Here is a 17,116-nt window from a genome sequence, read left to right as displayed (position 1 = left end):
CGCAGCCACGGGGTTCACTCCGCACGGGGTGGACCCCGTGGTGCGGTTCGGTGCTTTCATGCTGCATGCTGGGCAGTTCAACGGGCCTGACGGTCCAGCAGATCGGGCCCTGACGGTTTCGAAGGCTACGGAGCGGCTTCATGACGAGCACCTTCCCCACCATCTCCATCAGCACGGAGCGGTTGGTGCTGCGTCCCCTCGACGAGGACGACGTGCCCGCCCTGGCCGAGATGATGAACGACGAGCAGACCGCGGCCTGGACATCCGTCCCGCAGCCGTTCACCGAGGACGCCGCGCGCCACTGGATCACCGAGTACGCGCCCGCCGAACGCACCGCCGGACGCGGCCTCGACCTCGCCGTCACCGAGTTCCTCACCCAGCGCCTGGTCGGCGTCATCCAGCTCGGCAGGACCGACTGGCACGTCCGCTCCACGGAACTGTCGTACATCGTCGCCCCCTGGGCGCGCGGCGAGGGCTACGCCTCCGAGGCGGCGCTGGCCACCGCGCAGTGGCTCTTCACGGACCAGAAGTTCGAGCGCATCGAACTGCGCACGGCCGCCGACAACACCGCCTCCCAGCAGGTCGCCCAGAAGCTCGGCTGCATCAGCGAGGGCGTCCTGCGCGGCGCCTGCATAGCGCGCGCCCGCACCGAGGACGGCGGCTGGAGCGAGGTGCGCACCGACTTCATCGTCTGGAGCCTGCTCCCGGAGGACCTGGAGGGCGCCGGGGAGCAGCTCGCGGAGAGCGGCGGATTCACCTCGTACACCGACTGGAACTGACTCCCGGGCGGGTGGCCGCCCCCTGCCACGGCCCGCGCGACCAGGTACTCTCACGGAGCCCGCTGCCTGCGTGAACCCCCGGGGAGACTGACGACGATGGCCGACCGCGTCACGGTGATCGGCTGGGACGGCTCGCCGCTGACCGCCGCGGCCCGCTCGGCTCTGGGCGCGGCCACCCTCGTGGCCGGCGCCGCCCACCACCTGGCGCTGCCCGAGGTGCCGCCCGCCGCCGAGCGCATCCGCCTCGGCAGCGTCGCCCTCGCCTCCCGCCGGATCGCCGGCCACCGCGGCACCGCGGTCGTGCTCGCCGACGGCGACCCCGGCTTCTTCGGTGTCGTACGGACCCTGCGCGCACCCGAGTTCGGCCTGGAGGTCGAGGTCGTCCCGGCCGTCTCCGCCGTCGCCGCCGCCTTCGCCCGCGCCGGGATGCCCTGGGACGACGCCGAGGTCGTCGTCGCCCACCCGCGCACGCTGCGCCGCGCGGTCAACGTCTGCCGCGCCCACTCCAAGGTGGCCGTCCTCACCTCGCCCGGCGCCGGCCCCGCCGAACTGGGCCTGCTGCTGGAGGGCGTGCACCGCACCTTCGTCGTCTGCGAGGAACTGGGCACCGACCGCGAGCGGGTCAGCGTCCTCACCTCCGACAAGGCCGTCGACCACATCTGGCGCGACCCCAACGTCGTCATCGTCATCGGCGGCCCGGCGAGCACCGGCGGCGACGCCGGCTGGATCGCCGGGCGCGACCCGGGCACCGGCCCGCGCGGCTGGGCCCTGCCCGCCGAGGCGTACGGCGGCGGACTCGGTGAGGGCGAGACGGAACTGCTGCGCGCCGCCCAACTCGCCCGGCTCGGTCCGCGCGTCGGCGACCTCGTCTGGGACATCGGCTGCGGCAGCGGGGCGTTCGCGACCGAGGCCGCGCGGGCCGGGGCCGCCGTCCTCGCCGTCGACCACGACCTGGAGGCGTGCGCCCGCACCGACGCCGCCGCACGCCGCTACGGCGTCCAGCTCCAGATCGTCCGCGGCACCGCCCCGCACGTCCTGGAGGACCTGCCCGAACCGGACGTCGTCCGGGTCGGCGGCGGGGGAGCGGCCGTGGTCTCCGCGGTCGCCGACCGCCGCCCGCAGCGCATCGTCACCCACGCGGCGACCCGCGACGCCGCCGAACTCGTCGGCCGCGACCTGACCGAGCACGGCTACCACGTCGAGTGCGCCCTCCTCCAGTCCGTCGCCCTCGACACACGGGCCTGGACGGAGACCGAACGGAGTGTCGCGTTCCTGCTCAGCGGGGTTCTGCCCGACCGTCGCCCATGAGCCCGATCACGCTCCCCGTGATCCGGTTGTCGTACCGCGCGCGGTAGGCTGGCCGATCGTCGTACCGCTTCCGGTCGCCCGGCGCTTCGTCGGTCAATGTCCGGAAAACGCATCCGTTTTGGGGTGGGTGTGGTACGGCAGAACCGGAGGACGCGCAACGTGGCGCAGTCCACAGCGGAGCGTCGCGGATCAAGCTGTCGCGACGCGGCGACGGCCGGGACAATGCCACTGAATGGCTTTGTCGCTTTTTCGGGCGGGTCGTTCGTGCCGCTGGGCACGGACGCTCGTTCTTCACTACGGGGCGGTCGGTGCGCCGTTCCGGGCGAGCTGGTCGTAGGAGCACTAACCGATGGGCGAGGGGTACGCATGACTGACACCGGCCAGATCCCGGGCGAGGGGCTGCCGGAGAACGCAGGCATGGTGGAGCAGCCGGGCGCCCCCGCGCACGGCGCGTACACCTACCTCTCCGAGACCACAGCCGAGGACGAAGACCTGCTGCTCCTGCCGGGCGCCCAGAGCGCCTGGGGCAACGAGGTGGCCCCGCCCGCGCCCGAGCCGGTCGTCGAGACGGTGCACGAGCCCGGCCCGCACGAGACCGCGGGCCGCGACAGCGGGTCCGTCGACCTCAGCGCCGTCCGCCTGCCGGGCCCCACCCCGCCGCAGGCGGCCCCGCGCCGCCCGCTGCACCTGGGCCCGCCGATCCCGGACGCCTCCGCCAGCCCGGTGCGCTCCCTCGCCGACCGGGGCCCGGCCGGCGCCCCCGTACGCCACCCCGGCGCACCCGGCTCCGGCCCCGAGTACCTCGACGTCCCGCCGCTGCGCGAGACGCCGCCCCAGGGCGCGGTGCCCTGGGGAGCCCCCGCGACGGCTGCCGCCGCCCACTCCACCACCTACCCTGCCGCGCCCGTGGCCGGCCCGGCCGTCGCTCCGGCCCAGGGGCCGGTCGCGTTCGGGACGACGGCCGAGGAAACGGTTGCTCCGGCGACGGCCGCGGCCGAGCCCGAGCAGGTGGCCGTGGTGCAGGCCGAGCCCGTGGGCGCGGCGCAGGCCCTCGTCGCCCGGGTCGCCACGGAGGCGATCGCCGCCACGGCCACGGCCCCGGAGGAGGCGCAGGTCACCGGGCCGGTGCCGGCTCCCGTGGAGCCCGTGACGCTCGACGTCGGCCAGGTGCTCGGCGCCGCCATGCTCGCCGAGGCCGCGGAAGCCGAGGAGGCGTTGGTCGAGGCGGAGGCGGTCGTCGAGCCTGTCGCCGCCGCCCAGGGTCCGGTCCGGAGCGTGGACGTCGTGTCCGCGCCCGAGGTGCTTGCCGCTGCCGCTCCCGAGGGGGCGCCGGTCGCCGAGCAGGCGCTCGTGGCCGAGACGGTGGACGTTCCGGTGGCGAGCCCCGTCGAGGAGGTCGAGGAGGTCGTGGAGGCCGTGGAGGTCCACGAGGTCCACGAGACGCAGCCGCAGCCGCAGCCGGAGCAGGAGCCGGAGCAGGAGCCGGAGCCGGTCGTCGTGGCGGAGGTTCCGGCGCAGCAGGCCCAGGAGCCCGTGCCGGTTCCGGCCGAGGCGGTCGCCGCGACGCCCGCGCCCGCCCAAGAGGCTGCCGTCCCCGAGGCCCCCGCCCCCGAGGCTCCGGTCGTCGAGGCTCCGGTCGTCGAGGTGGCGCCGGCCGCCGAGCCCGAGGTGGTCGTGGCCGCGGAGGCTCCCGAACCGGCGGCGCCGGTGCAGGAAGCGCCGGTGGCGACCCCCGAGGTCCCGGCCCCTGTCCAGGAGGCGCCCGCTGCGGAGGCCGCCGTGGCCCCGGAGGCCCTCGCCCCCGAGCCGGTCGCCGTGCCCGCCGCACCCGTCGTACCCGTCGTACCCGCGGAGACCCTCGTCGAGCCGGCCGCGTCCCTCGCGGCCGAGGTCTTCCCGGCCCTCGCCGAGACCGCCGTGGCCGCCCCCGTCGAACCGGCCCCCCAGGAGCAGCCGGCACCGGAGCAGGTCGCCGAGGCGGCCCCCGCCGAGGTCCGCCCGGAAGCGCAGGCGGAGTCTGCGCAGGACCCCGTCGCCGCCCACATCGTGGACTCCGCGTCCCACGCCCCGGAGGTGCCCGAGGCACCCGAGGCGCTCACCGAGCCGGCGGCTCAGCAGGCGGAGCCGGAGGCCCGGGCCGCGGCTCCCGCCGCACCCGTCGAGGAATCGCAGGCCGCCCCGGCCGTCGAGACCGGGGCCGTCGACACGCAGACCGCGGAGGCGCCGGTGCAGGAGCTGCCCCAGGACGCACAGCCCCAGGAGCCTCAGCCCCAGGAGGCCCAGCCGCAGGAGGCCGCCTCCGAGGAGGCGCCCGTCCCCGCGCCGGTGACCCCGACGGCACCCGCCGCCCCCGCGCCGCAGCCCGTCGACGAGCCCGCCCCGCCCGCCGTGGCCGCCGACGCCCCTGCGGCCCCCGTCGCGGACGAGCCCCCGGCCCAGCCGGTCCGGCCCCCGCTCCAGCCGGTCCAGTCGGCGCAGCTCCTGGGCCAGTTCGTGCCGGTCGAGGGCACGGTGCCCACCACCCCGCACCTCGCCCCGACCCCGCCGCACCCCCTGGTGCTCCCCACGGACGACCAGCAGACCCCCAAGGCCCCGGCCCCGGCCCCGGTCCCGACCCCGGCCGCGACGGTGACGGCCGAGGCCCCGGAGTCGCAGGACTCGCCGGACACGCGGGAACCACACCTGGAACAGCCGCAGGCACCGCTGCCGGAGCAGCCGCAGGAACAGCCCCAGCACCCGGAACCGGCAGCCGTCACCACCCCCGCCGCCCCGGTTCCCGGCGTCACGGTCCCCGCCCCCCGCGCGGCCGACCCCGCTCCCGTCCCGGCGACCCCGGTCACGGAGCCCGAGAGCGACCCCGACCCCGAGGTCGCCCAGAGCCCGGAGGACTTGGACACCAGGGCCGCCGACCAGGAAGAGAGCAGGGCCGCCGCAGTGGAGGAAGTCCGCGAGTCCACCGGTCCCGCCGCGCCCGCCTACGACGACGCCGAGCGCGAGGCCGTCCTGAAGGTCATGCGTGAGCGCCGCGACATCCGCAACGGCTTCCGCAGCGACCCGATCCCGCACGAGGTGCTGCTGCGCGTCCTGGAGGCCGCCCACACCGCGCCCTCCGTCGGCCACTCGCAGCCCTGGGACTTCGTCGTCATCCGCTCCGCCGAGACCCGGAACGCGATGCACGAACTGGCGACGCGCCAGCGCGACGCGTACGCGAAGTCGCTGCCCAAGGGCCGGGCCAAGCAGTTCAAGGAACTGAAGATCGAGGCCATCCTCGAGACCCCGGTGAACATCGTCGTCACCGCCGACCCGACCCGTGGCGGCCGGCACACCCTGGGCCGGCACACCCAGCCGCAGATGGCGCCGTACTCCGCCGCGCTCGCCGTGGAGAACCTCTGGCTCGCCGCCCGCGCCGAAGGCCTCGGCGTCGGCTGGGTCAGCTTCTTCGACGAGCGCGAGATGGTCCGCGCCCTCGGCCTGCCCGAGCACCTCGAGGTCATCGCCTACCTGTGCGTGGGCTATGTCGACGAGTTCCCGGACGAGCCCGAGCTGATGCAGGCCGGCTGGGCCAAGCGCCGCCCGCTGTCCTGGGTCGTCCACGAGGAGACGTACGGCCGTCGCGCGCTGCCCGGCGAGGACCCGCACGACCTGCTCGCCGAGACCGTCGCCAGCGTCCGTCCGCTGGACGCCAAGGCGCTCGGCGAGGCATGGGAGCGGCAGAAGCGCATGACCAAGCCGGCCGGTGCGCTCGGCATGCTGGAGATCATCTCGGCGCAGCTCTCCGGGCTGTCCCGGCAGTGCCCGCCGCCGATCCCGGAGCCCGCGGCCGTCGCGATCTTCGCCGGCGACCACGGTGTGCACGCCCAGGGCGTCACCCCCTGGCCGCAGGAGGTGACGGCCCAGATGGTCGCCAACTTCCTCGGCGGGGGAGCGGTCTGCAACGCCTTCGCCACCCAGGTGGGCGCCGAGGTCTGCATCGTGGACGTCGGTGTCGCCGCCGACCTCCCCGCCACCCCGGGGTTGCTGCCCCGCAAGGTCCGCGCGGGCACGTCCGACATGACGACCGGCCCCGCGATGACCCGCGAGGAGGCCAAGCAGGCCATCGAGGTCGGCATCGAGACGGCCCGCGACCTGGTGGCGGCGGGCAACAAGGCGCTGCTCACCGGTGAGATGGGCATCGCCAACACGACGGCGTCCGCCGCGCTGATCTCCGTCTTCACCGGCGCCGACCCGGCCGAGGTCACCGGCCGCGGCACCGGCATCAACGACGAGACCCTCGCCCGCAAGACCGAGGTCGTCCGCCGCGCCCTCGAACTCCACCAGCCGGACCCCGCCGACCCCATCGGCGTCCTGGCGGCCGTCGGCGGTTTCGAGCACGCGGCGATGGTCGGCCTGCTGCTGGGCGGCGCCTCCCTGCGGACGCCCGTGATCCTGGACGGCGTCAGCGCCGGCGCCGCCGCCCTGGTCGCCCGGGCGATCGCCCCCGAGGTCCTCGCGGCCTGCATCGCGGGCCACCGCAGCGCCGAGCCCGGCCATGTGGCCGCCCTCAACAAGCTCGGCCTGCGCCCCCTGGTCGACCTCGACCTCCGCCTCGGCGAGGGCACCGGCGCCCTCCTGGCCCTCCCCCTGGTCCAGAGCACGGCCCGGGCCATGCACGAGGTGGCGACGTTCGATTCGGCCGGGGTGACCGAGAAGTAGGCGGACGGCCGGGGACCCGGGGAGCACCAGCACCGGGTCCCCGGCCGCGCGCCGCGATGCCGGGCGGGCGTCGTCCCGCACGAGCGGACGGCGGACACGGTGGACATGGCGGACACGGCGGACACGGTGGAGGTGGCGGGCACGACCGCCCACCTCCACGCCCACCCCTCCACCCCCCACCCCTCCACCCCCCCCACCCCGCACCCCTCCACCCGCATCGGCCGCCCCGCTCCGGTGTCCACCGCCCAGCCATCGGACACCTGAACCGCCACAGCCCCCCGCCCCTTAAAATCCGCACGTCAGGGCCTCGCACCGCCGCCGCACAAGGGAGCCGCACCCTCATGGCCGAACACCCCGCCTACCCCGTAGGCCTTCGCCTCACCGGCCGCCGGGTCGTCGTTCTCGGCGGCGGCCAGGTCGCCCAGCGCCGCCTCCCCGCGCTGATCGCGGCGGGCGCCGACATCCATCTCGTCTCCCCCGAGGCGACCCCCTCGGTCGAGGCGATGGCGGACACGGGCGAGATCACCTGGACCAGGCGCCCCTACGCCGAAGGCGACCTCGCGGAGGCCTGGTACGCCCTCATCGCCACCGGTGACCAGGAGGCGAACAGCCGGGCCTCGGCGGAGGCCGAGCGGCACCGCGTCTGGTGCGTCCGCTCCGACGACGCCGACCGCGCGACCGCCTGGACCCCGGCGACCGGCCACAGCGAGGGCGTCACGATCGCCGTACTGACCACGGACGCCAAGGGCCGCGACCCCCGGCACACCGCCGCCATCCGTGACGCGGTCGTCGAGGGTCTGCGCGACGGCACCCTGGTCGCCCCCCACCACCGCACCCGGACGCCCGGCGTCGCGCTGGTCGGCGGCGGCCCCGGCGACCCCGACCTGATCACGGTCCGCGGCCGGCGCCTCCTCGCGGAGGCGGACGTGGTCGTCGCCGACCGCCTCGGCCCGCGCGACCTCCTCGCCGAACTCCCGCCCCACGTCGAGGTGATCGACGCGGCGAAGATCCCGTACGGCAGGTACATGGCCCAGGAGGCCATCAACAACGCGCTGATCGAGCACGCCAGGCAGGGCAGGTCGGTCGTCCGGCTGAAGGGCGGCGACCCGTACGTCTTCGGGCGCGGCATGGAGGAACTCCAGGCCCTCGCCGAGGCCGGCATCCCGTGCACGGTCGTCCCGGGCATCTCCAGCTCGATCTCGGTGCCCGGCGCGGCCGGCATCCCGGTCACCCACCGCGGTGTCGCCCATGAGTTCACGGTGGTCAGCGGCCATGTGGCCCCCGACGACGAGCGCTCGCTGGTCGACTGGCCCTCCCTCGCGAAGCTCACCGGCACGCTCGTGATCCTCATGGGCGTCGACAAGATCGGGAAGATCGCCGAGACGCTGGTCGCCCACGGCAAGCCGGCCGACACCCCGGTCGCCCTGGTCCAGGAAGGCACCACGGCCGCCCAGCGCCGCGTCGACGCGACCCTTGCGACGGTCGCCGACACCGTTCGCACCGAGGACGTCAGGCCTCCCGCGGTCATCATCATCGGCGACGTCGTGAACGTGGGCCCGCACCCCTCGAAGTAACCGCGGGTAACCCAACCCGTTCCCAGCCGTTGGCACCGAACCCAGGACAAGGCAGTATCACCCTGTGGCCGATCTCATCAGTGTGGAGAATCCCGATGACCCCCGTCTGCGCGACTACACGGGCCTGACCGACGTCGAACTGCGCCGCAGGCGCGAGCCGGCCGAGGGCCTGTTCATCGCGGAGGGCGAGAAGGTCATCCGACGGGCCAAGGACGCCGGGTACGAGATGCGTTCCATGCTGCTGTCCGCGAAGTGGGTCGACGTCATGCGGGACGTCATCGACGAACTCCCGGCCCCGGTGTACGCCGTCAGCCCGGACCTGGCCGAGCGCGTCACCGGGTACCACGTGCACCGCGGCGCGCTCGCGTCGATGCAGCGCAAGCCACTGCCGACCGCCGCCGAACTCCTGCAGACCGCACGCCGGGTCGTGATCATGGAGTCGGTCAACGACCACACCAACATCGGCGCGATCTTCCGCTCGGCGGCGGCCCTCGGCATGGACGCCGTCCTGCTCTCCCCGGACTGCGCCGACCCCCTCTACCGCCGCAGCGTGAAGGTGTCGATGGGCGCGGTCTTCTCGGTCCCGTACGCCCGCCTCGACACCTGGCCCAAGGGCCTCGACTCGGTCCGCGAGGCCGGCTTCACCCTCCTCGCCCTCACCCCCGACGAGAAGGCCCGCTCCCTCGACGAGGCGGCCCCGCACACCATGGACCGGGTCGCCCTGATGCTCGGCGCGGAGGGCGACGGCCTTTCCACGCAGGCCCTGGTCGCCGCCGACGAATGGGTCCGCATCCCCATGTCCCACGGCGTCGACTCCCTCAACGTGGGCGCGGCGGCCGCGGTCGCCTTCTACGCGGTGGCAACAGGCCGCCCCCACGCCTGACACTCCACCACCAACGGCGACCGCCTCCGGCCGAGGCCGGGCGGGTTCTGGTCGCGGAGCGGGCCGACCGTGCAGGCCTTGGCCGCTCAGCGGGCAGACCGCCCCCGGCCGGTCAGGCTCTGGTGGCGGAGGGGGCCGACCGCCTCGGCCGAAGCCGGGCAGGCTCTGGTGGCCAGGTGGGCCGACCGCCCAGGCCGACGCCGGAGAGGCTTTGGTCGCCGGGCAGGCTGACCGTCTCCGGCGAACGCCGGGCAAGCCCTGGCTGTCAGGCTCGGCACGCCCAGCCCGGCCGCGCCGGACGGGCCCTAGTCGCCCAGCGGGCCGACCGCCTCCGGCCGCAGATGCTCCTGCGTCTGCCGGTGCTGCTCCCGTACGACGTCGTTGTCGCCGCCGAGCCCCCGGGCCGGGCCCTGGCAGCCCTGGACGACGGCGATGCCGAGCGCCACGAGCAGGGTCACGACGACGAAGACGAACAGCCGCTGCCGCAGCAGCCGCGGGTTGGCGGGCCGCCGCCCGGTGCCCGTGGTCCGCGGCCCCTGCCGCCCGGCCCCGCTGCGCGGCGCGGGACGGCCGCCACCGCCCGGACGGGTGTTGCGGCCGGCGGGGGTCGGCCGGCTCCCGGACCGCGAGGACGGATTGCCGCTGCCACCCCGAGAGGACGGATTGCCGCCGCCCCGGGACGACGGATTGCCACCGCCACCTCGCGAGACGCTGCCGCCCCGGGAGGGAACCCCGCCCCGCGAGGGAGCCGGGCCACGCGAGGACGGGACGCCGCTGCGGGGCGGGGGAGTGCCCGGCCCGCCCGGCTGGCGCAGCGTGCGCTCCGGGTAGCTGGAATCGGCGAGTCGCCCGGTGGGCCGGTCCGCCTCGCTCGCCCGCGGCACCGGCGGCCGCGCGTCGGCCATCCCCTGGGCCTCGCGGGCGGCGATCTCCTTCAGCCGCAGCGAGAGATCGAGGGTGCTCGGGCGCTCCTCGGGATCCTTGGCCAGGCACGCCCGGATCAGCGGGGCGAGCGCGTCGGGGACGCCGTGCAGATGGGGCTCCTCGTGCACCACCCGGTACAGCATCACCTCGGAACTGCCGTGCCCGAAGGGCGAGTCGGCCGTCGAGGCGTACGCCAGAGTGGCGCCGAGCGAGAACACGTCCGTGGCCGGGGTGACCAGAGCACCCCGTACCTGCTCCGGCGCGAGGAACCCGGGGGAGCCGACCGCGGTACCCACGTGCGTCAGCGTCGAGGCACCGGTCGCCCAGGCGATGCCGAAGTCGATGATCCGCGGCCCTTTCGGGGACAGCAGGATGTTGGACGGCTTCAGGTCCCGGTGCACGACCCCGGCCTCATGGACGGCGACGAGCCCCTCCGACAGCGCGGCCCCGATCGCGGCCAGCTCGGCGGCACCGAGCGGCCCCTCGTCGTTGACCTTGTCGTGCAGGGAGGGCCCGGGAACGTACTGGGTGGCGAACCACGGCCGGTCGGCGTCCAGGTCGGCCGCCACCAGGCGCGCCGTGCACCCGCCGCGGATCCGCCGGGCGGCCGACACCTCGCGCGCGAACCGCGACCGGAACTCCTGGTCCTCCGCCAGATCGGGCCGGATCACCTTCAGCGCGACCCGCTGCCCCTTCTTGTCGGAGCCCAGGTAGACGACGCCCATTCCGCCCGCGCCGAGCCGCCGGTGAAGCCTGAACGAGCCGACGACGCGCGGGTCCTCGCGCCTCAGGCGCATCATCGCCATGTTCATCCCCGCTGCCCGGTCCGTGTGACGTGCCACAGCTTACGTTTCCGCGGCCGTTCGCGCGCAGAGGCCGCGCCCTCTCGTCCCGATCGATTGTCAGCGCCGGGCGGGAGAAGTGAAGAGTGGTCAGAGGGCCTGAGAACAGGCGCACTTTCGGGACACCGTGACCTCAACCACCTGTCACGGAAGGGGGATTGAAGCGGCGAAGGGTGACCGGGTGGAGAGGGGCGTGGACGCCGGCGACACGACACGGACATACGAGCTGGTGGCAGGCAGAGCGGGCCGCAGAGCGGAGACGGCGGTCCGCCGGGGTGGGGTGGAAGTGAGTGAAGTCACGCTGGAGGTCCCCCGCGCGCCGTGGTCCGGGCACCGCACGCTTCACGGCGAACCGGGTGCTCGCCCCGGTCGCACATCCGGTCCCGCGCGTGGACGGTTCGGAAAAACCGGCCCGCACCGGGCACCCCTTCCGGGATGACCCCGAGACCTAGGACCCCGTCTCCACCCAGGGGAGTACACCGCAGGTCATGGCTCATCCTCCGGGAGGCCCGGCAATCGGTACGAGGGCATGACGCCCGGCGCCCGCCACGCGCCTAGATTTGAGGTCAAGCGGCGGGTGCAGCACTCGTCCCCCGAGGTCAGGTACCCGCCGCTGCCAACGACAACTGAACGGTCAGGAGAGGGACCATGGCCCACACGGCACCGCGGACGGTCGTCCGCACCCAGGAGAGCAGAGCACTCCGCCCCCGCCGCACGGGCCGCCGCCACCCCCTGGTGGCGACGATCATGGCCCTTCCCCTGGCGGTCCTGCTCCTCGTCGTCTTCGACGGCTGGGAGACAGTGGCCATACAGGCGTCGTCCGTGGGCGAGATGCTGGGGCGCTGAGCGGCGACCCCAGGCCCGGAAGAGCGGTCCGGGCGGGGACATCCACCCATGAAACCCCGTGGGGACGGGGGTGCGGCGGACGGCAAAAATGCCGGCGCAGCTGGGGAGCTGCGCCGGCATTGCTCTGCCCGAAAACAGTCGGCCGCCGATCTCCCCCACGGGCCCGCGCACAGCCCGCCACCCCACCCCGGGCACTCCGGGGCCCCGGGCACCACATGACCGAGGCGGCCCGGCCTACGTACCCTCACCCGGAGACCACCCGCACCGCCCAGGGAGCCCCGTGACCGCCACCCCCCTGCTCGCCGGACTCACCGCCCGAGCCCGCGCCCAGGCCCACACCGGCGGAACACCCGGCCCCACCCCCTGCTCCTGCGGCGCCGCCACCCTCGCCGACCGCGCCGACGCCACCGTCGTACGCCACGCGGACACCGTCGCGAAGGCCCACGCCCCGGACACGGCCCTGGACGACCTCACCCTGCGGCTCACCGCCGCCACCCGCCTCCCCGAGGTCCTCCTTCCGCCGCTCGGTCCGACACCGACACCCCTGCACGGCCGCCTGGTCACCTGCTGGCCGTACGGCACCCCGGTGGACCCGGAGAGGCCGGACGCGGCTCCCTGGGAGGAGGCCGCCACGCTCCTCGCCCTCCTCCACCGCACCACCCCGGTTCCGCCGGCCCTGCCCCCGATGCGCGGTCCCGCCAAGGCCGCCCTGGCCGTGGCCCGCCTCCGGGCGACCGCCCCGCACCACCCCGCCACCCCTGCCGTCCTCGGCGCCTGGCGCACCCTCCCGGCCTGGGCCCGTGCCGAGGCCCCGATGCCCGACACCACCACCCTGTGCCACGGCGACCTCCACCTCGGCCAGCTCGTCCGCCACCCCGCCCCCCACGGCCCCTGGCGTCTCATAGACGTCGACGACCTCGGCGTCGGTGTCCCGGCCTGGGACCTCGCCCGCCCCGCCGCCTGGTACGCCTGCGGCCTGCTCCCGCCCGACGAGTGGACCCGCTTCCTCGACGCCTACCGTGCCGCCGCCGGCCCGGCGGTCCCCCCGGACGGCGACCCCTGGCCCGCCCTCGACGTCCCCGCCCGCGCCCTCACCGTCCAGAGCGCCGCCCGGGCCACGGCCAAGGCCCTCGCCGAGGACCGCCCCCTCGACGAGGTCGAGCAGGCCCTGGTGGACGCCTGTGCCCGAATGGGTTCGGTCCCCCCGCAGTTGGCACGAACCTCCACGACGTAGGGTGCAACCGACCGCGGCCGGACAGAGTCTGTCCTGGCGGTACGCGAAACAGGACCGACCGGCGAGGAGTTGAGCCGAACCATGCAGTGCCCGAAGTGTCACGCTCAGATGCACACGTACAACCGCAACGGCGTCCAGATAGAACAGTGCAGCAACTGCCGTGGGATCTTCCTCGACTACGGCGAGCTGGAGGCGCTGACCCGCCTGGAGTCCCAGTGGTCCCAGCCCGCACCCCCGGCACCGCCCGCCCCGCAGGCGTACCCCGCCGCACCCGCGGCCCCCGCCGCACCCGCCTGGGGCGCCCCGCACGGCGGTCACCACGGTGGGCAGCACTACGGCGGCCACCACCGCCAGAAGAGCTTCGGCCGCATGCTGTTCTCCAGCTGACCGGAACCGAACCCCGGCTGACGGAACCACGACGAAGCCCCCGGCCGTACGAGACGGCCGGGGGCTCCGGTGTGTGGACGATACTGGGATTGAACCAGTGACCTCTTCCGTGTCAGGGAAGCGCTCTCCCGCTGAGCTAATCGTCCTCGGGACCACGGCCCGAGGGCCATGGGCACTGCGTGCGCGATACTGGGATTGAACCAGTGACCTCTTCCGTGTCAGGGAAGCGCTCTCCCGCTGAGCTAATCGCGCGGGTTCGAAGCCGTCGGGCTTCAGTGGACGATACTGGGATTGAACCAGTGACCTCTTCCGTGTCAGGGAAGCGCTCTCCCGCTGAGCTAATCGTCCTTGGAGGTGGAGACGGGATTTGAACCCGTGTAGACGGCTTTGCAGGCCGTTGCCTCGCCTCTCGGCCACTCCACCAGGAGTGCAGGGGTTCGGGAAGATCCCCTTGTTCCTTCGAGCGGACGACGAGGCTCGAACTCGCGACCTCAACCTTGGCAAGGTTGCGCTCTACCAACTGAGCTACGTCCGCATGTCGTTTCGGTGCGCTCTCGCGTCCCGGCGACGTGTTGAACTCTAGCGGATACCTGGGCCAGCACAAAAACGCGTTTGTGCAGCGTGCTGCCCTGCGCCCCCGCCCCCGGCCGTCACGCGGCCACTGCGGACCTGCTCAGGGCCCCACGAAGGACACGCCCGGGCCGCCCCGCCGACACCCGCCATAGACTCGACACCGTGCTCGACCTCCCTCCTCTCGCCCGTTTCGGCAGCCGCGCGGCCACCGGTCTCCTCGACGTCACCAGTGATCCCGCGGCCCTGGAGTCCACCGGTTTCTGGGCCGTCGCCGCCGACTTCGAGGGCGCTCTGGTCTGCGCCCGCTTCGCCGACGTCCGCGAGGAGCCGGTGCCCGCGCCCGTGCCGGGCGCATGGCGGGGGCCCGCCGCCGGTGACTGGACGTCGTCCCTCGACCGTGCCGCGTACACGGCCGGCGTGCGCCGGATCCGCGAGCACATCGCCGCAGGCGAGGTCTACCAGGCCAACCTCTGCCGCGTCCTCACCGCGCCCGTCGACGCCGACGCCGACGTGGACGCCCTGACCGCCCTGCTCACACGCGGCAACCCCGCACCGTACGCAGGAACGATCCGCCTCCCCGGGCACGGCGTCGAGATCGCCACCGCGTCCCCCGAGCTGTTCCTGCGCCGGGCCGGGCGGGTCGTCGAATCCGGGCCGATCAAGGGGACCGGGCGCACCGAGGCGGACCTCCTCGACAAGGACTACGCCGAGAACGTGATGATCGTGGACCTGGTCCGCAACGACATCGGGCGCGTCTGCGCCACCGGCAGCGTCACCGTCCCCGACCTGTGCGCCGTCGAGAAGCACCCGGGCCTGGTCCACCTCGTCTCGACCGTGCGCGGCGAACTGCGCGACGACGCCGGCTGGCCCGTGTTGCTCGACGCGGCCTTCCCGCCCGGCTCGGTCACCGGCGCCCCCAAGTCCAGCGCCCTCAGGATCATCGACGCCCTGGAGACCGCGCCCCGCGGCCCGTACTGCGGCGGCATCGGCTGGGTCGACGCCGACCGGGGCACGGGCGAGCTGGCCGTCGGCATCCGCACCTTCTGGATCGACCGCGCCCCCGGGGGCACGGCCCTCCTCCGCTTCGGCACCGGCGCCGGCATCACCTGGGGCTCCGACCCCGAGGCGGAGTGGGCGGAGACCGAGCTGAAGGCCTCCCGGCTGCTCGCGATAGCGTCGGGGACGTACGAGGTGAGTGAACAGCCCCTCGGGTGCGGTGCCGGCCCGGGGGACGCCGTGTCCGGGAACGCCTCCGGTACGGGCCGCACCCCCGGCCGACCTGCGGCCCCCGGTACGGACAGGTGAGGGAGAGACCAGTGAAGCTTTGGCTCGACGGAGGACTTCAGGACATCGAGTCCGCCCGCGTCTCCGTCTTCGACCACGGACTGACCGTGGGCGACGGCGTCTTCGAGACGGTGAAGGCCGTGGACGGCAGGACGTTCGCGCTCACCCGCCACCTCGCCCGGCTGGCCCGCTCCGCGCGCGGCCTCGGCCTGCCCGAGCCCGATCTCGACGAGGTCCGCCGCGCCTGCGCCGCCGTCGTCGAGGCCCATCCGGTCCCGCTCGGCCGGCTGCGCATCACCTACACCGGCGGCCACGGCCCCCTCGGCTCCGACCGCGGCGACCAGGGACCGACCCTCGTCGTCGCCCTCGGCGAGACCACCCGCCGCCCCGACTCCACCGCCGTCGTCACGGTCCCCTGGACCCGCAACGAACGCGGCGCCCTCACCGGCCTGAAGACCACCTCGTACGCCGAGAACGTCGTCGCCCTGGCCCGCGCCCACCAACACGGCGCCACGGAGGCGCTGTTCGCCAACACGACCGGGCGGCTCTGCGAGGGCACCGGGTCGAACGTCTTCGTCGTCCTGGACGGCGAGATCCACACCCCGCCGATCGCCTCCGGCTGCCTCGCGGGCATCACCCGCGAGCTGACCGTCGAGTGGACCGGCGCCAAGGAGACCGACCTGCCGCTGGACGTGCTGGAGCGGGCCGACGAGGTCTTCCTCACCTCCACCCTGCGGGACGTCCAGGCCGTCCACCGCGTCGACGCCCGCGAACTGCCCGGCACCCCGGGCCCGGTCACCGCCAAGGCGATGCGGATCTTCGACGAACGCGCCGGCGACGACCTCGACCCGTAGGCCGCCGGGCCCTGGGGAGCAGGGACGTGGAAAATCGGGCTGACTTCGGTGCCCACGGCGGGTAGAAACCCCCTGATGACCACGACCCTGCGGCCCACCGAGCCGCTTCAGCGTGCCGCCGGCGGGGCGCTGTCGCGCCACTACCAGGTGTGCGTGAACAGCCGTCCCGTCGGGGCGATACACCTCTCCACCCACCCCGACTTCGGGCCCTCCGTCGCCCGGATCGGCGACCTGCGCATCGAGGAACCGGACCGGGGCCGGGGCCGGGGCGCGGTCGCCGCGCTCGCCGCCGAGGAGGTGGCGCGGGGCTGGGGCTGCCGCAGGATCGAGATCCGGGTGCCCGCCGACGCGGCCCACGCCCTGCGCCTCGCCACGGCTCTCGGCTACCTCCACCGCAACCGCGGCATGGAGAAGCCCCTGGGCCCGGTGGCGCCCGCACTGCCCCCGGGCAGCCGGGCCAGACCCATGACCGAGGCCGAGTACGGGCCGTGGCGGCAGCACGGCATCAAAGAGTACGCCCAGAGCTGGATCGCCCGCGGTGTCGCCGAGGCCGAGGCCCGCGTCAAGGCCGAACAGGACACCGAAGGGATCCTGCCGCACGGCCTCGCCACCGAGAACATGCTGATCAGCACCCTGGAACACGAGGGAACCCAGGTCGGCACGCTCTGGCTGGGCATCGACGGGGACCGGGCCTACGTCTACGACGTGGAGACCGACGCCACCCACCGGGGCCGGGGCCACGGCCGCTCCCTCATGCTGCTGGCCGAGGCCCAGGCCGTGGCCGCCGGCGCGCGGGCGATCGGCCTGAACGTCTTCGCGGACAACACCCCGGCCGAGCGGCTCTACGACGCCCTGGGGTACGTGCCGGTGGGCTACACGATGTACAAGAACCTGCTCTGAACCCGGCTCGGTCAGGCTCTGCCCGGTTCGGCTGGG

Annotated in this window: 13 protein-coding genes, 5 tRNA genes and 1 pseudogene; 13 read left to right on the top strand and 6 right to left on the bottom strand. The window is 74.5% G+C overall.

From position 1 onward, the window contains the following. Positions 1-140 precede the first annotated feature (140 nt). From IE275_RS12420 to IE275_RS12395, 6 genes are all read left to right on the top strand, one after another. Entirely contained in the window at positions 141-779 is a 639-nt protein-coding gene (locus IE275_RS12420) for a GNAT family N-acetyltransferase (RefSeq protein ID WP_189710863.1), read from the top strand. A gap of 96 nt (positions 780-875) precedes the next feature. Continuing rightward, positions 876-2,087, top strand: coding sequence for a precorrin-6y C5,15-methyltransferase (decarboxylating) subunit CbiE (gene cbiE / locus IE275_RS12415; RefSeq protein WP_189710861.1), 1,212 nt, complete (start codon positions 876-878; stop codon positions 2,085-2,087). A 366-nt stretch (positions 2,088-2,453) separates the two neighbouring features. Continuing rightward, complete coding sequence (gene cobT / locus IE275_RS12410) at positions 2,454-6,779, top strand: nicotinate-nucleotide--dimethylbenzimidazole phosphoribosyltransferase (RefSeq protein ID WP_189710859.1); 4,326 nt, start codon at positions 2,454-2,456, stop codon at positions 6,777-6,779. A gap of 105 nt (positions 6,780-6,884) precedes the next feature. Then, complete coding sequence (locus IE275_RS12405; protein ID WP_189710857.1) at positions 6,885-7,043, top strand: hypothetical protein; 159 nt, start codon at positions 6,885-6,887, stop codon at positions 7,041-7,043. A 77-nt stretch (positions 7,044-7,120) separates the two neighbouring features. Then, positions 7,121-8,353 (top strand): uroporphyrinogen-III C-methyltransferase, encoded by a 1,233-nt coding sequence (gene cobA / locus IE275_RS12400; RefSeq protein ID WP_189710855.1) that lies wholly within the window; start codon positions 7,121-7,123, stop codon positions 8,351-8,353. A 64-nt stretch (positions 8,354-8,417) separates the two neighbouring features. Further along, complete coding sequence (locus tag IE275_RS12395) at positions 8,418-9,236, top strand: TrmH family RNA methyltransferase (RefSeq protein ID WP_189710853.1); 819 nt, start codon at positions 8,418-8,420, stop codon at positions 9,234-9,236. A gap of 305 nt (positions 9,237-9,541) precedes the next feature. On the opposite strand, the gene IE275_RS12390 is transcribed toward IE275_RS12395, so the two are convergent. Further along, positions 9,542-10,972 carry a serine/threonine-protein kinase gene (locus tag IE275_RS12390; RefSeq protein ID WP_189711116.1) on the bottom strand — a complete coding sequence of 477 codons (1,431 nt, stop codon included), beginning with the start codon at positions 10,970-10,972 and terminating at the stop codon, positions 9,542-9,544. A gap of 187 nt (positions 10,973-11,159) precedes the next feature. On the opposite strand from IE275_RS12390, the pseudogene IE275_RS45885 reads away from it, so the two are divergent. The 4 genes and pseudogenes from IE275_RS45885 (at position 11,160) to IE275_RS12375 (ending at position 13,469) form a co-directional block, all read left to right on the top strand. After that, positions 11,160-11,454, top strand: a pseudogene (locus IE275_RS45885) (DUF8836 family protein). Between the two features lie 196 nt (positions 11,455-11,650). After that, positions 11,651-11,848 carry a hypothetical protein gene (locus tag IE275_RS12385; protein WP_189710851.1) on the top strand — a complete coding sequence of 66 codons (198 nt, stop codon included), beginning with the start codon at positions 11,651-11,653 and terminating at the stop codon, positions 11,846-11,848. 280 nt (positions 11,849-12,128) lie between these two features. Continuing rightward, positions 12,129-13,082, top strand: a complete 954-nt coding sequence (locus IE275_RS12380; RefSeq protein WP_189710849.1) for a phosphotransferase family protein — start codon at positions 12,129-12,131, stop codon at positions 13,080-13,082. A gap of 81 nt (positions 13,083-13,163) precedes the next feature. Next, the gene (locus tag IE275_RS12375) at positions 13,164-13,469 is read left to right on the top strand and encodes a TFIIB-type zinc ribbon-containing protein (RefSeq protein ID WP_189710848.1); all 306 of its coding nucleotides are present in this window, start codon (positions 13,164-13,166) and stop codon (positions 13,467-13,469) included. A 74-nt stretch (positions 13,470-13,543) separates the two neighbouring features. On the opposite strand, the gene IE275_RS12370 is transcribed toward IE275_RS12375, so the two are convergent. The 5 genes from IE275_RS12370 to IE275_RS12350 all read right to left on the bottom strand — a co-directional run bounded on the left by IE275_RS12370 (position 13,544) and on the right by IE275_RS12350 (position 14,004). Continuing rightward, positions 13,544-13,615: transfer RNA gene (locus IE275_RS12370), tRNA-Val, on the bottom strand. A gap of 34 nt (positions 13,616-13,649) precedes the next feature. Next, a tRNA-Val gene (locus tag IE275_RS12365) sits at positions 13,650-13,721 on the bottom strand. A gap of 24 nt (positions 13,722-13,745) precedes the next feature. Next, a tRNA-Val gene (locus tag IE275_RS12360) sits at positions 13,746-13,817 on the bottom strand. A 1-nt stretch (position 13,818) separates the two neighbouring features. Beyond that, positions 13,819-13,892, bottom strand: a tRNA-Cys gene (locus IE275_RS12355). A 39-nt stretch (positions 13,893-13,931) separates the two neighbouring features. Next, positions 13,932-14,004 (bottom strand) — tRNA-Gly (locus IE275_RS12350). A gap of 200 nt (positions 14,005-14,204) precedes the next feature. On the opposite strand from IE275_RS12350, the gene IE275_RS12345 reads away from it, so the two are divergent. The 3 genes from IE275_RS12345 to IE275_RS12335 all read left to right on the top strand — a co-directional run bounded on the left by IE275_RS12345 (position 14,205) and on the right by IE275_RS12335 (position 17,080). Next, positions 14,205-15,347: a chorismate-binding protein gene (locus IE275_RS12345; protein WP_189710845.1), complete on the top strand. Its 1,143-nt coding sequence runs from the start codon at positions 14,205-14,207 to the stop codon at positions 15,345-15,347. 11 nt (positions 15,348-15,358) lie between these two features. After that, positions 15,359-16,180 carry an aminotransferase class IV gene (locus IE275_RS12340; protein ID WP_189710843.1) on the top strand — a complete coding sequence of 274 codons (822 nt, stop codon included), beginning with the start codon at positions 15,359-15,361 and terminating at the stop codon, positions 16,178-16,180. Between the two features lie 75 nt (positions 16,181-16,255). Continuing rightward, positions 16,256-17,080 (top strand): GNAT family N-acetyltransferase, encoded by an 825-nt coding sequence (locus tag IE275_RS12335; protein ID WP_189710841.1) that lies wholly within the window; start codon positions 16,256-16,258, stop codon positions 17,078-17,080. The last annotated feature ends 36 nt before the right edge of the window (positions 17,081-17,116 follow it).

The organism is Streptomyces phaeofaciens (assembly GCF_014648915.1).
Classification (GTDB): domain Bacteria; phylum Actinomycetota; class Actinomycetes; order Streptomycetales; family Streptomycetaceae; genus Streptomyces; species Streptomyces phaeofaciens.
The sequence above is the reverse complement of the archived record's forward strand: the minus strand, read 5'-3'. Positions and strand labels throughout refer to the sequence as shown.

Excerpts from the sequence above, each read along its gene's own strand:
- IE275_RS12420 (WP_189710863.1), top strand. The coding sequence starts at position 141 with ATGACGAGCACCTTCCCCACCATCTCCATCAGCACGGAGCGGTTGGTG.
- cbiE (WP_189710861.1), top strand. The coding sequence starts at position 876 with ATGGCCGACCGCGTCACGGTGATCGGCTGGGACGGCTCGCCGCTGACC.
- cobT (WP_189710859.1), top strand. The coding sequence starts at position 2,454 with ATGACTGACACCGGCCAGATCCCGGGCGAGGGGCTGCCGGAGAACGCA.
- IE275_RS12405 (WP_189710857.1), top strand. The coding sequence starts at position 6,885 with ATGGCGGACACGGCGGACACGGTGGAGGTGGCGGGCACGACCGCCCAC.
- cobA (WP_189710855.1), top strand. The coding sequence starts at position 7,121 with ATGGCCGAACACCCCGCCTACCCCGTAGGCCTTCGCCTCACCGGCCGC.
- IE275_RS12390 (WP_189711116.1), bottom strand. The coding sequence starts at position 10,972 with ATGAACATGGCGATGATGCGCCTGAGGCGCGAGGACCCGCGCGTCGTC.
- IE275_RS12385 (WP_189710851.1), top strand. The coding sequence starts at position 11,651 with ATGGCCCACACGGCACCGCGGACGGTCGTCCGCACCCAGGAGAGCAGA.
- IE275_RS12375 (WP_189710848.1), top strand. The coding sequence starts at position 13,164 with ATGCAGTGCCCGAAGTGTCACGCTCAGATGCACACGTACAACCGCAAC.
- IE275_RS12335 (WP_189710841.1), top strand. The coding sequence starts at position 16,256 with ATGACCACGACCCTGCGGCCCACCGAGCCGCTTCAGCGTGCCGCCGGC.